This window comes from Citricoccus sp. NPDC055426, assembly GCF_040677445.1.
In the GTDB taxonomy this organism is placed as follows: domain Bacteria; phylum Actinomycetota; class Actinomycetes; order Actinomycetales; family Micrococcaceae; genus Citricoccus.
In genome coordinates this window covers 500,829-513,409 of record NZ_JBFARZ010000001.1, presented here as the reverse complement: position 1 = coordinate 513,409, position 12,581 = coordinate 500,829, and the positions used below count along the sequence as shown (strand labels likewise).

The 12,581-nt window shown below is 71.8% G+C and carries 10 protein-coding genes; 6 read left to right on the top strand and 4 right to left on the bottom strand.

The annotated features are described in order from the left end of the window. Nucleotides 1–2: 2 nt before the first annotated feature. From AB0K08_RS02345 to AB0K08_RS02335, 3 genes are read right to left on the bottom strand one after another with little or no spacing between them, the layout of a single operon-like run. Entirely contained in the window at nucleotides 3–1,694 is a 1,692-nt protein-coding gene (locus tag AB0K08_RS02345) for a tripartite tricarboxylate transporter permease (protein WP_363351254.1), read from the bottom strand. Nucleotide 1,695: 1 nt separating this feature from the next. Continuing rightward, the gene (locus AB0K08_RS02340; RefSeq protein ID WP_363351252.1) at nucleotides 1,696–2,412 is read right to left on the bottom strand and encodes a tripartite tricarboxylate transporter TctB family protein; all 717 of its coding nucleotides are present in this window, start codon (nucleotides 2,410–2,412) and stop codon (nucleotides 1,696–1,698) included. Further along, nucleotides 2,409–3,392, bottom strand: a complete 984-nt coding sequence (locus AB0K08_RS02335) for a tripartite tricarboxylate transporter substrate binding protein (RefSeq protein ID WP_363351250.1) — start codon at nucleotides 3,390–3,392, stop codon at nucleotides 2,409–2,411. Before AB0K08_RS02335 ends, AB0K08_RS02340 begins: the two co-directional genes overlap by 4 nt. A gap of 142 nt (nucleotides 3,393–3,534) precedes the next feature. Between AB0K08_RS02335 and AB0K08_RS02330 the strand changes: the two genes are divergently transcribed. The 5 genes from AB0K08_RS02330 (at nucleotide 3,535) to AB0K08_RS02310 (ending at nucleotide 8,700) form a co-directional block, all read left to right on the top strand. Next, the gene (locus tag AB0K08_RS02330; protein WP_363351248.1) at nucleotides 3,535–5,190 is read left to right on the top strand and encodes an ATP-binding protein; all 1,656 of its coding nucleotides are present in this window, start codon (nucleotides 3,535–3,537) and stop codon (nucleotides 5,188–5,190) included. After that, a complete protein-coding gene (locus tag AB0K08_RS02325; RefSeq protein WP_363351246.1) occupies nucleotides 5,187–5,930 on the top strand; it encodes a response regulator in 744 nt (247 codons plus the stop codon). The genes AB0K08_RS02330 and AB0K08_RS02325 overlap by 4 nt, the downstream gene beginning before the upstream one ends. A 158-nt stretch (nucleotides 5,931–6,088) precedes the next feature. Beyond that, complete coding sequence (gene tcuA, locus AB0K08_RS02320) at nucleotides 6,089–7,600, top strand: FAD-dependent tricarballylate dehydrogenase TcuA (protein WP_363351244.1); 1,512 nt, start codon at nucleotides 6,089–6,091, stop codon at nucleotides 7,598–7,600. A 98-nt stretch (nucleotides 7,601–7,698) separates the two neighbouring features. Beyond that, a complete protein-coding gene (locus AB0K08_RS02315; RefSeq protein ID WP_363351243.1) occupies nucleotides 7,699–8,343 on the top strand; it encodes a GntR family transcriptional regulator in 645 nt (214 codons plus the stop codon). Nucleotides 8,344–8,544: 201 nt separating this feature from the next. Next, nucleotides 8,545–8,700: a hypothetical protein gene (locus AB0K08_RS02310; protein ID WP_363351242.1), complete on the top strand. Its 156-nt coding sequence runs from the start codon at nucleotides 8,545–8,547 to the stop codon at nucleotides 8,698–8,700. A gap of 68 nt (nucleotides 8,701–8,768) precedes the next feature. On the opposite strand, the gene AB0K08_RS02305 is transcribed toward AB0K08_RS02310, so the two are convergent. Further along, nucleotides 8,769–9,218 (bottom strand): GNAT family N-acetyltransferase, encoded by a 450-nt coding sequence (locus AB0K08_RS02305; protein WP_363351240.1) that lies wholly within the window; start codon nucleotides 9,216–9,218, stop codon nucleotides 8,769–8,771. 216 nt (nucleotides 9,219–9,434) lie between these two features. Here AB0K08_RS02305 and AB0K08_RS02300 point away from each other — a divergent pair, with 216 nt between their 5' ends. Then, on the top strand, nucleotides 9,435–12,527 hold the full coding sequence (locus AB0K08_RS02300) for an AAA family ATPase (RefSeq protein WP_363351238.1): 3,093 nt from the start codon (nucleotides 9,435–9,437) through the stop codon (nucleotides 12,525–12,527). Nucleotides 12,528–12,581 lie beyond the last annotated feature (54 nt).

Here is a 12,581-nt window from a genome sequence, read left to right as displayed (position 1 = left end):
CGCTATCCGTCTCTGGCGAAACCGACGCCGGCACCCACCGGCTCCGGTCCGTCCGCCGTGGCCTCCGGGCCGATTGCAGGACCGGTGCCCGGGCCGGCGTCGGGCCCCTGACCGGGACCTCCACCGAAGCCGCCGGAACTGCCCGGGCCGCCGGAGCCGCCCTGGCCACCGGTGCCGCCAGCCGCCTCGGCGGCCTTCAGCCGGCGGTGGCGCAGGTGCTGCAGACCGCTGACCGCCAGGGCGAGGACCAGCACGGAGTACAGGATGACCGTCACCGGGCTGGAGACCAGGATCGAGGCGTCGCCCTCGGCCACGGTCAGGGCGCGGCGCAGCTCGGTCTCGGCCAGCGGCCCCAGGACCACGGCGATCAGCACGGGGGCCAGCGGGAACTGGTACCGGCGCATCACGAAGCCGAGCAGGCCGACGGCCAGCAGGACCCACAGGTCCAGGGTGGCGGAGCTGATGGCGTACACGCCCAGCATGGACAGCACCGTGATGCCCGCGTAGAGGTAGTGGCGCGGGATCAGCAGCAGCTTGGCCCACAGCACGGCGAACTGCATGTTCAGGATGACCAGGACCACCAGGCCGATGAACAGCGAGGCCAGCAGGGTCCAGACCAGCTCACCGCTGCGCTCGAAGAGCAGCGGCCCGGGCTGCATGCCGTACTGCTGGAAGGCGGCCAGCATGATGGCGGCGGTGGCCGAGGTCGGCAGGCCGAGGGCGAGCAGGGCGCCCATGGCGGTGCCGGCGGTCGCGTTGCCGGCGGCCTCGGGGGCGGCCACGCCCTTGATGGAGCCGGTGGAGCCGAACTCGGTGTCCCCGCGGCGCTTGGCCAGGCGCTTCTCGGTGCCGTAGGCCAGGAACGTGGGTACCTCGGCGCCGCCGGCCGGGATGATGCCGAAGGGCACCCCGAAGGCGGTGCCGCGCAGCCAGGCCGGCAGGGCCTTGCGCACGTCCGCCCGCTCCAGCCGGGCCCGGCCCCGGGTCATGATCCGGTCCGAGTCCGGGTCGCGGTGGATCCGGCCGGCGATGTGCAGGACCTCGCCCAGGGCCAGCAGGCCCACGGTGATGACCACGATCGAGATGCCGTCGAACAGCTGGGGCATGCCCAGGGTGTAGCGCACGGTGCCGGAGGGGCCGTCCACGCCCACCATGGCCAGCACGAGCCCGATGGCCAGGGCCCCCAGGCCCTTCACCACGGACTCGGAGACCACGGAGGAGATCGCCAGGAAGGCGAACACGGCCAGGGCGAAGTACTCGGCCGGGCCGAAGGCGGTGGCCATTGTCACCAGGACCGGGGCGAAGAACACCACCAGGGTGGTGGCGATCAGCCCGCCCGTGAAGGCGCCCACGGCCGCGGTGGCCAGGGCCTTGGCGGCCCGCCCGTCCTTGGCCATCCGATGCCCCTCGAAGGAGCCTGCGATGGCCGCGGAGTTGCCGGGGGTGTTCAGCAGGATGCCGGCGGTGGAGTCCCCGAAGAGGCCGCCGAAGTAGACGCCCGCGAACATGATGAACGCGGCGGTCGGGTCCAGGGTGAAGGTGATGGGCAGCAGCAGGGCCACGGCCATCGAGGAGCCCAGCCCGGGCAGCACGCCCACGGCGGTGCCCAGCAGTGCGCCGATCAGCACCCACAGCAGGTTGATCGGGGTGAGGGCGGCGCCGAAGCCCTCCATCAACAGGTTCAGCTGGTCCATCTCAGATCAGTCCTTCCAGGAAGCCGCCGGGCAGGTTCAGGCCCAGGCCGGCGTTGAATGCCAGCTGGATGATGGAGGAGAACACCAGCGAGATGATGAGGTCGAAGACCGGGCGCCTGCTGCCCAGGGCCTTGCAGACCACCCAGAACAGGCCGGCGGCGGAGAAGACCCAGCCGAGCACGGGCAGCACGAGGATGAACGCGGCCACCCCGCCCACCACGAGCCCCACGGTCCTCCAGTCCGTGTACGTCTTCCAGTGGCTCGGCAGCGTGGCCTCGGGGGTGCGGCCGGCGATCCGCTCGCGGCCGCGGTCCGAGGCGCGGGCCAGGTCACCGAGCATGTCCGAGGACCAGTCGGCGTTGTCGGCCTCGTCGGTGGGGTCCGGCAGCCGGGGCTGGCGCAGGATCTGGATCGTGTGGACCAGCGCCACCGCGAACAGCACGATGCAGACGATGGTCGGGAAGAACTGCGGCCCCGGGACGGAATCGCCCATCACGTTCATGGTGGCCGTCTCGATGGCCAGCCACGTGGCGAGGCCACCGACCAGCAGCGGCATGATCAGCTCGCTGCGCCCGGACCAGAAGCTCCGGGGCCGGTGGCCTGAAGAGCCCGGGGTGCCCGGGATACCCGGGGTGCCCGACGACGGCCGGTCCGGTCCCGCAGGCCGGCCTGCGGTGGGTGCCCCTGAAGCGGGGGTGATGGTCTGGTGCTCGCTCACAGTCCGAGTCCTTCCACGATGTCTTCGGTGCGGGTGATCTCCTCGTCGAGGAAGGCGTCGAACTCCTCGCCGGTCATGAAGCTGTCCGTCCAGCTGTTGCGCTCGAGGGCGTCCTGCCAGTGCTCGGTCTGGCGGTACTCGTCCACGATCTCCAGCAGCTCCTCGCGGTCCTCCTCGGACACCCCGGGGGCAGCGGCCAGGCCGCGCCAGTTGGCCATGGAGGCGTCCACGCCCTGTTCCTTGAACGTCGGCACGTCCACCCCGGGCAGCCGCTCCTCGGAGGAGACGGCCAGGGCCCGCAGGTTGCCGGCCTCGATCTGGTCGGCCACCTCGTTGTAGCCGGACATCCCGGCCACCGTGGTGCCGGAGAGCATGGAGGTCAGCGCCTCCCCGCCGCCGGAGTAGGCGATGTAGTTGGTCTCGGCGGGGTCGATCCCGACCTTCTCGGCCACCAGCCCGGTGAGCAGGTGGTCGATGGAGCCGAGGGACCCGCCGGAGATGGAGGTGCCGCCCGGGTCCTGCTTCCAGGCCTCGATGAAGTCGTCCAGCGTCTTGTACGGCGAGTCCGCCGGGACCACGAGGGCCGCGAAGTCGTCGGCCAGGCGGACCAGCGGGTCGACGTCCTCGAGGGAGACCCCGGAGTCGGCCAGTTCCACGGCGCCGACCATGACGCCGCCGGTGACCATCAGCATGTCCGAGCGGCCCTCCATCTGGGCGAACTGTCCCAGGCCGATGGTCCCGCCGGCGCCGGGGACGTTGACCACCTGGACGTTGTTGGAGATGCCGTCCGACTTGATGGCCTGCTGCGACTCGCGGGCGAACCCGTCCCAGCCGCCGCCGGGTGAGGCCGGGGCCATCAGCACCAGCTTGGACCGTGCCGTGGCCTCACCGCCATCCGAGGCGGCGTTGACCAGGGCCAATCCGACGACGCCGGCCGCGGCCACGCCGAGGACGGTCTTCGTGAATGTGCGTGAACTCATCGTCTCTCGTTACCTTCGGTGGAGGTTCTGGCCCGCTAGTGTTCGTGGACCGATGCTCCACGGTGGCAGAGTTGTGATGCACGGCACAGTCGAAAACCGGTTGTGGTCATAAGGGCCCGTTAAGAAAGTTCTGACAACGAGAATGCACAGATCCCCCTCCCGCCGGGGCCGCCGGCTGCGGCTGCTGACGCTGCAGGTGGCGATCGTGCTGCTGACCGTGGTGGCCGTGGCCGCGATCGTGCTGCGCTTCGAGGACCTGCGCACCCGGGACCTGGCCTTCGAGGAGGTCCACACCGTGGCCACGGAGATCGCCGAGAACCCGGACGTCATCGCCTCCGTGAACGCGGCGGACGCGGCGGAGCAGATCCAACCGATCGCCCACCTGGCCCAACGGGCGGCCGGCGTGGAGTTCGTGGTGGTGGTGGACCGCAACGGCCTGCGGGTGGCTCATCCCGATCCGGACCAGATCGGGGAGCCCGTCTCCTCGGACCACGGGCCGATCCGCGGCGGACAGACGTTCCGCGGCACCGAGGAGGGTCCCCTCGGGGTGTCCCTGCGCTCGAAGGTGCCGATCTGGGACGAGGGCACCGTGGTGGGCACCGTCTCGGTGGGCATGCTGCAGAGCGAGATCCGCGGGGACCTGCTCGAGGTGGTCCTCGGCTTCGCGCCCTGGATCCTGCTCGCCGCCGGGCTGGGGACCGCCGGTGCCGCCTGGGCCTCCCGCTACGTGCGCACCCGCATCTACGGGGCCGATCCGGAGGAGATGTCCGCCCTCCACCAGTCCCGCCAGGCCCTGCTGCACAGCGTGGGGGACGGGGTGGTGGGCGTGGACGAGGAGGGCCGGATCATCCTCATCAACGACGAGGCCACCCGCCTGCTCTCCGTGGACCACGGCGTCCAGGGCCGACTGGCCGCCGAGGTCCTCGACCCCGACCTGGCCGCCCTGCTGGCGGTCCCAGATGCCCCGGGCGACACCGGCATCGAGCCCGCCGAGCGGACCACCTTCGCCCTGGCCGGCGAGCGCATCCTGCTGGCCCGGGTGCGTCCCATCCGGGCCCGAGGCCGGGACATCGGGCGCACCCTCACGGTGCAGGACCGCACGGAGCTGGAGGCCAACCTGCGGGAGCTGGAGGGCCAACGCAGCGTCACCGAGACCCTGCGCTCCCAGACCCACGAGTTCTCCAACCGCCTGCATGTGATCTCGGGGCTGCTGTCCCTCGGCGAGACCGAGGAGGCGGAGGCCTACATCCGCGGCCTGACCGGCCTGACCGGCGGCCCCGACCGGACGGGGCTGACGGACTCCGCCCTCGCCGCGCTGGTCGGCGCGAAGGCGGCGCTGGCCCGCGAGGCCGGCGTCGGGCTCACGCTCTCCGAGTCCAGCGCGCTGCATCCGGACTGGCACGCGGATGACGATGCCCTCACCGTGGTGGCCAACCTGCTCACGAACGCCATCGAGGCGGCCGGGGACGGCGGCACGGTGGTGCTGGAGCTGGCCGCCGGGGACGGCGGCTTCGAGGTCACGGTGGATGACTCCGGCGCCGGCGTGGACCCGGCGCGGGCGCGGCAGCTGTTCCGCTGGGGCGCCTCCACCAAGGAGGATGGGGCCACGGGCGGGCGGATCGCGGGCGGCCGCGGCGTGGGCCTCGCCCTGGTGGACCGGATCGCCCGACGCCGGATCGGCCGGGTCTCCGTGGAGACCTCACCGCTGGGCGGGGCCCGTTTCCGGGCCGGGTGGCCCGGGGCCGATACGGCTGGCCCCGACAGGACCAGCCCCGAACGCGGACAGGAGCCGGCATGACGATCAGGACCCTCGTGGTGGACGACGACTTCGCGGTGGCCCGCATGCACCGACGCTTCGTGGAGGCCCTGGACGGCTTCGAGGTGGTGGCCGTGCTGGAGCGCGGGGCGCCCGTGGCGGATTTCCTGGCCGGGCACGAGGTGGACCTGGTGCTGCTGGACGTGCACCTGCCGGACCGCAACGGCGTGGAGGTGCTGAAGGACCTGCGCGCCACCGGCCACGATGTCGCGGTGGTCATGGTCACCGCCGCCAGCGAACGGGACACCGTGCGGCGTGCCGTGGGCCTCGGCGTGGACGGCTACCTGGTCAAGCCCTTCTCCCGGGAGGACTTCAACGCCCGGCTGCTGGAGATCGCCGCCCTGGTCCAGGGTGCCGACGCCGCCGACCCGGACCAGCAGGAACTGGAACAGGCCGAGATCGACCAGTTGGTCCGTGGCGCGTCCGGCCGGGCGCCGGAGGTGGCGCCCGCGGGTGCCCCGGGGCCGGCGGAGCACGGTCTGCCGGGACGCCTGCCCAAGGGGTTCTCGGCCCCCACCCTGCAACTGGTGGCCGAATCGCTGCAACGGGCCGGCGCCGGCGCGGACGTCTCGGCCCGTGAGGTGGCCGCCGACTGCGGGATCTCCCGGGTCAGCGCCCGGCGTTACCTGGAGTTCCTCACCAGTCAGGACCTGGCGGAGCTGCGTCCGCGCTACGGTGCGGCCGGCCGCCCGGAGCACCGCTACGTCTGGACCGGCCGGTAGGTGTACTGACTCGCCCGCAGCGCCCGTTCTCCCGCAGCTTCCCGCCCCTCCCGCCACCGCCCTGCGTCCCGCGCACCCCCTTGCACCTCTGTCCACATTTGTATACAGTCGTGCACAGTCGTCGTGGATGAGCGGCGAAGCCATCGAAAGGGACCCCCATGACCAGCACTGCCCCCACCGAGGACCAGCTGACCGAGCGCGGCGCCGGACTGGACGCGGACGTGATCGTCGTCGGAGGTGGCAATGCCGCCTTCACCGCGGCCCACGCCGCCGCCGAGCGTGGCCGGAAGGTCCTGCTGCTGGAGAAGGCCCCGCAGGACGCCTTCGGCGGCAACAGCTACTACACCGCCGGCGCCACCCGCATCGCCCACCAGGGCCTGGAGGACCTGGCCGACTTCATCGAGCCGGACGAGCGCCATGCCGCCACCGAGGTCCCCCCGTACTCCGCCGCGGACTACGCCGCGGACCTGGAACGCGTCACGGACGGCCGCAACGACCCGGAGCTGACCGAGGTCCTCGTGAACGAGGCCGCCCCGAACCTGCGCTGGCTGAAGAACCTGGGGCTGCGGTACCGGCTGATGTACGAGCGCCAGGCCTACCAGCGCGAGGACGGCGGCTACCTGTTCTGGGGCGGGCTGCACGTGGGCAACGTGGGCGGCGGCGAGGGCCTCATGCACGACCACGTCCGCGTGGCCGGTGAGCTGGGCACCGAGGTCCGCTACGGGCAGGACGTGACGGGGCTGCTCCTCGAGGACGGCAGGGTCACCGGCGTCACTGTCCGCCAGCAGGACGGCTCGCTGCGACAGCTGCGCGCCGAGTCCGTCATCCTCGGGGCCGGCGGCTTCGAGTCGAGCGCCGAGTGGCGCCGCGAGCACCTCGGGGAGGGCTGGGAGAACGCCAAGGTCCGGGGCACGCCCTACAACAACGGGGAGATGATCGCCGCGGCCCTGAAGATCGGCGCCGTCAAGGGCGGGCACTGGTCCACCTGCCACTCCACCCAGTGGGACGCCTTCACCCCGGACAACGAGTCCAACCGCGAGCTGACCAACCGCCTGACCCGCCAGTCCTACCCGCTGGGGATCATCGTGAACAACCAGGGCCGCCGGTTCGTGGACGAGGGGGAGGACTTCCGCAACTACACCTACGCCAAGTTCGGCCGCGAGATCCTCAAGCAGCCCGGCTCGGTGGCCTACCAGATCTTCGACGCCCCGCTGCGGGCCATGCTGCGCACCGAGGAGTACGACATGCCGGGGATCACCGTGGCCCAGGCGGACACCCTCGAGGACCTGGCGGCGCAGATCGGCGTGGATCCCTCCGCGATGGCGCAGACCGTGGCGGACTACAACGCCTCCATCGACACCTCGATCCCCTGGGACCCCACCGTCAAGGACGGCCGCCGCGCGGAGACCACCCCGGTCAAGTCCAACTGGGCCACCCCCCTGAGCCAGGGGCCCTTCTACGCCTACGCCGTCACCTGCGGCATCACCTTCACCTTCGGCGGGCTGAAGTCGGACACCCACGGCCGGGTGTTGGACGCCGAGGGTTCGCCCATCGACGGGCTGTACGTCTGCGGTGAGATGCTCGGCGGGCTGTTCGCGGGCAACTACCCCGGCGGCTCCGGCCTCGCGGCCGGCGTCGTCTTCGGCCGGCGCGCCGGTACGCTGGCCTGACAGCGCCCGGTGACCGGCCGGCGTCGGGCCCCTGGTCCTTCAGGGTGTCCGCCGCCGGCCGGCGCGGTTGAACGCGGTTGAAGCAGAAGGGGACACCAGTGGCAGGCAGAGTCGACGCCGCATCGATGCACGGCGAGCTCAAGGCGGAGATCCTGCGCGGAGAGCACTCCCCCGGCGCGCCCTTCCGCGAGGTGGCCCTGGCCGAACGGTTCGGCGTCTCCCGGACCCCCGTCCGCGAGGCCCTGGGCCGGCTCCAGCAGGAGGGCCTGCTCGAGCGCGGCACGCGAGGCCTGCAGGTGCGGAGCCTGGACCCGGAGCAGCTCATGCAGGTCTATGACCTGAGGATCCTGCTCGAGGGCCAGGCGGCCGAGGAGGCCGCGGCCGCGCGCACCGAGATCGACCTCGCCCGCCTGGAGGGCCTGCTGGCGAGGGACCGCGCCCTTCAGGACCCGGACAACGGCACCCGGCTGACCACCAACGTCGAGTTCCACGAGGCGCTGTGGGCCGCCACCCGCAACCCCGTCCTGCGCGACCTGCTGGACCGGCTGGCCACGCACCAGGTCCACGCCCCGACCTCCACGCTGACCGCCCCGGGGCGGTGGGAGCAGTCGCTGGATGAACACGCGGCGCTCATCGGTCACGTCCGCGAGCGGGACGGCGCGGCCGCCCGCGAGGCCATGCGTGCCCATATGGGCACGGCCCGGCAGCTGCGGCTGGAGATGCTCAGCCGGGCCCTGGGATAGGCGGGCCCAGGGGCTCTCCGCGGGCGGCCGGGACTCAACTCATTGGGGGCTGACCAGGACGTTTTGGGACCGAAAACCTCTGAATGAAACCTCTTCGGCGTGTCGCCCGGCGTGGCGGTTTCCTCCGGGGTGATTCATCGGTAGTGTCCTGCCCGATGCCCGCTCTGGGCAGACCCGGAATCCCCTCATTTGGAGGACATCATGTCCACTCCGCTGTCACTTTCCCTGCCCGAAACCCCTGCCGTGGCCGGCGCCTCGGCGACCACCGAACAGGTCACCTACTGGACCGTTCTGGGCGTCGTCTCCGCCGCTGTCGCCGCCGGCATCTTCGAGGTTGCGTTCCACCTGGCCGGGTAGGATTCCCACCCCCTTTGAGGGCAGGACATCGCGGTTCGTCCTGCCCTCGAAGCGGCCCGGGCGCCGGTTCAGAACTCCCGCAGGTAGAACAACATGCGGTAGTCCTCGCCCGGCTGCATGTTCGTGAACCCGTGCCGCTCATAGAAGCGCCGGGCGTCCTCGTCGACCTCGTCGACGTTGATGTGCATCTCCTCGCACGCCAGTGACCGCACGCGTCCGATCGCGTCCAAAAGCAGTTCCGTGCCGACGCCCCGGCCCCTCAGGTGCGGCCGCACGTACAGCTCCTCGAGGTGCGCCAGCGGTCCGTCGCTGTAGGCGCTCGGTCGCAGGGTGAGGACGGCGAAGCCGGTCGGCTCCGTCGCGCTGCCCGCGAGCAGCACCAGCACGTCCTCGCGCGTCAGGAGCCTGCTGAAGCGCGCCTCGAACTCGGCTGCGCTCGGCGTGGGCGAACCGAACTCGGAGTTGAAGTCGAAGAGCAATCGACCCACGACGCCGGCCTGGCCGGGTTCCGCGCGCATCGTCGCCATGGTCCATGGTCGCCTGGTCGAGCCCCGGGTGACCATGGCCTGCCGGCGACTCTCCGACGCGGCGGGCGTCACACTGCACGTCATCTACCTGGCATGGCCGTAGGCAGAGTTGACCTCTGCATATCATGACCGCAGTGGGAGTAGCACCTTCCGCGCCGCCGGCGCGCACGGTTCCCGTTGATCCAAGGCACCAACAGGGGAAAATGCATGACGCAGCACCCGCACGCCCAGTCCGAGTCTCTTCCCGGACGGGAGTCCGAGTTGCTCCGCCTCCAGGGGGCCCTGGACCGGGTCGGCGCCGGGGTCCCCCAGTTCGTGGCGATCCAGGGCCCACCCGGCATCGGCAAGTCCGCCCTCGTGGATACCTTCCTGGCCGGGCACTCCACCGCGCATCACGTGATCGAGCTGTACCCCACGGACGCCGAGGCGCCCGGGGCGATGGTCCAGCGGATGCTGGCCACCGTGACCGGCAGCCGTACCGCACGGTGGCCCAGCTCGGTGGAGGACACCGTGCAGTCGGTCTTCGACGCCCTCCACGCGCTGGAATCCGTGGGCGGCGGAGCCACGACCGTTGTGGTGGTCGAAGATGTCCACTGGGCCGACAGCTTCTCCGCCGAAGTGCTGTGGCGCTGTGCCCAGAGCCTGACCACGGGCCCCTTCCTGTTCATCCTGACCTACCGGCCCCACCGCAGCGCGCTGACGGAGGGCATCGAGCGCTTCCTGGCCTCGGGACGTCACGGTGCACTGGTGCAGCTGGGCGCGCTGGGGGTGGCCGACTGCCGCCGGATCCTGCGGGAGCGGCTGGGCATCCCCGTCTCCGAGGACTCAGCCCGCCGGGTGCACACCGGCACGGACGGTGTTCCGTTGCTCGTGGACACGGTGGTCCGCTGGCTGGACAGTGCGCCTCCTGGACACCGCCGGCTGCAGGAGGCCCTGGCGTCCCTGGGTTCCGGCCAGGAGGCAGCCGAGCGCCTCTTCACCCAGGCGTTGGAGTCCTCCCTCGGGTCGCTCTGCCCGCACGTGCGGGACACGGTCGACCTGCTGGCCGTCGCCGGAGGCCCCCTGCACATCGTTCAGCTCAGCGGTGCGCTGGTGGCGCTGGGCTATCCCGGGGTGCCGGACCACGGGCTCCTGGACTCGGGTCAGGTGAAGGTCTTCCACGACTCAGGCACCGTGGGCTGGAACCATCCTCACCTGGCGACCCTCGTGGCAGAGCGATTGCCGGCTGAGCGCCAGGCAGCACTGCATCGGGTCCTCGCAGAGGTGCTGCATGGGGCCGCGGCACTCAAGCATGGGGTCCAGGCTCAACGGCTGGCACCGGAGCCAGCGGCGACTCCCGCGCTGATCCGGTCGCTCATGCAGGCAGGGGGCGAGGCCCTCGGACGCGGCGACGGGACCGCCGCGTTCGACCACTTCCACCAGGCTCTCCGCCTGACGGGCGACCCGGCCGCCCTGGTCCTGGCCCTGCGCGCCACCGTGATCGCCCGCAGCCCCGAACTCATCCTCGATCTGCGGGACATCCTGGCCGGCCTGCCGGAGAGCCGCGCCGGCAGTGCGGCACGGGCCTGGGACCTGCTGGCTTCAGAGGACCTCCAGGGGGCCGTGGACCAGATCCGCCACGGCCTGCTCCTGCCGGAGGAGGATCCCACCCAGGCCGGTCTCCTTCTGCTCGGCCACGCCCTGGCCGCTGCGGGGCGGACCGCCTACGCCACCGCGCGGTTCGATGCCGCCAGCGGCGCCATTGACGCGCTGCTGACGCAACTCGTGCCCGTCCGCCGCGGCTTCGAGGCGATGGCCCGCCGCGAACCGCAAGCCATGCGCCTGGTCAGCGAGGCACGTTCCGTAGAGGCACTGCTCTCCCTCTGGACCGGGCTGCGGCACGGCGACCGCACTCGCGTGGGCCAGTTCACCGAGCAGATGACAGAACTGCTGGGAGAGCTCGCCACCGTCCCGGGAACCGACGCCGTGCGCAGTGCCATCTCGGCGGTGGTCGGCTCACGCCTGCGGGCCCAGGGCGATATCGCGGCCGCGTGTCGGATCCTGGAGACCACGGCCCAGGGCGAGCCGGGCACCCGGGACCAGCGGGTCTTCCTGGAGACGACCCGGAGCCAGCTGGCGTTCCACCAGGGCGACTGGGATCGGGCCCTGGAGCATGCCACCCGGGCCGTGGACGACTGCCTGATGTTGCCGGCAGATTCCGGCGTCCGTTCCGCCTACGCCACGGCGGCCCTGGTGCCGCTGGCCCGCGGCGAGCACCAGGCCGGTAGCCAGCTGCTCCGCCGGGCGGCGGATGATGCCAGCGCCTCGGGTGACGTGGTCGTGTGCGCGGTCGCGTACGCTCGCGCCCTCAGCGGCGTGTTCGCCGGGGACCATCAGGAGGCCGTCCGGCAGTTCCGGCTCATGGAGTCCACCCGAGTGGGGTGGGCCACCGCCGGCTTCACCACGGTGTGCCTGTACGCCCGATCGCTGGCCGAGATCGGTCAGCTCGACCGGCTGCAGGCCTTGGCCGCCCACGCCACCGTGGGCATGGGCTCAGCCCCGGACGGCGTGCTCCGCGCCGTGGAGGCCGCCGTCCTCGGCGCGCTCCACCGCGTCCAATCCGCGCCGGAGGAGGCCCGGGAGCAGCTTGAGGCCGCCGTGGCTGCGCTCGACGCCGAACCGGTCCCCTATGCGGCCGGCATCGGTCCGGAGGTGCCGCCCGGTGGCGGTCATGCCCTGACCCGCGCCTTCCTGGCGCTGGACCTGGCCCGGTTGGACGGCTCGACCGGGCGGTGGGCGCGGGAGGCCGCGGACTTCTTCCTGCGATGCGGTGCGGTACCGCTCCACCAGCAGGCCGAGGCCCTGGCCGCCGTCGCGCGCACTGCCGCGATGGAGAGCACGGCAGGACCGTCCGACGCGGACACCGCAGCGGAGGCAGGAATCCGCCCTCTGGGAGGAACATTCGCATCGATGACCGGCCCGATGGCTGGCGGAAGAGCAGACCGCACACCCCGTCCGTTCTCGCCTCCGGCAGAGGCTGCCTTCCGAAGCCTGGCCCTGCTGTCCACCCGCGAGCGGCAGATCGCGGTGGAGGTCGCCGAGGGCAAGAGCAACCGGGAGATCGCCACCGACCTGTTCCTGAGCGTGCGCACCGTGGAGTACCACGTGGGCAACTGCCTCATGAAGCTCGGCAAGCCCAGCCGGGTGGAACTGCGCCAGGCCCTGCGTCCGGCCACCCTGAGCCTGCTCGTCCCGGTCCTTCCGGGCGGGGCCCCGGCCGGCGGCGCACCGGGACAGCCGGACGGACCCGCCGCCCCCTGAAACCGCTCGTGTCCCCATGACCCTCAGCATGCCCGTCGGGGCAGCCGGACGGAC

Coding starts and splice junctions, on each gene's coding strand:
- AB0K08_RS02345 (WP_363351254.1), bottom strand. CDS start 1,694: ATGGACCAGCTGAACCTGTTGATGGAGGGCTTCGGCGCCGCCCTCACC.
- AB0K08_RS02335 (WP_363351250.1), bottom strand. CDS start 3,392: ATGAGTTCACGCACATTCACGAAGACCGTCCTCGGCGTGGCCGCGGCC.
- AB0K08_RS02330 (WP_363351248.1), top strand. CDS start 3,535: ATGCACAGATCCCCCTCCCGCCGGGGCCGCCGGCTGCGGCTGCTGACG.
- AB0K08_RS02325 (WP_363351246.1), top strand. CDS start 5,187: ATGACGATCAGGACCCTCGTGGTGGACGACGACTTCGCGGTGGCCCGC.
- tcuA (WP_363351244.1), top strand. CDS start 6,089: ATGACCAGCACTGCCCCCACCGAGGACCAGCTGACCGAGCGCGGCGCC.
- AB0K08_RS02310 (WP_363351242.1), top strand. CDS start 8,545: ATGTCCACTCCGCTGTCACTTTCCCTGCCCGAAACCCCTGCCGTGGCC.
- AB0K08_RS02305 (WP_363351240.1), bottom strand. CDS start 9,218: ATGCGCGCGGAACCCGGCCAGGCCGGCGTCGTGGGTCGATTGCTCTTC.
- AB0K08_RS02300 (WP_363351238.1), top strand. CDS start 9,435: ATGACGCAGCACCCGCACGCCCAGTCCGAGTCTCTTCCCGGACGGGAG.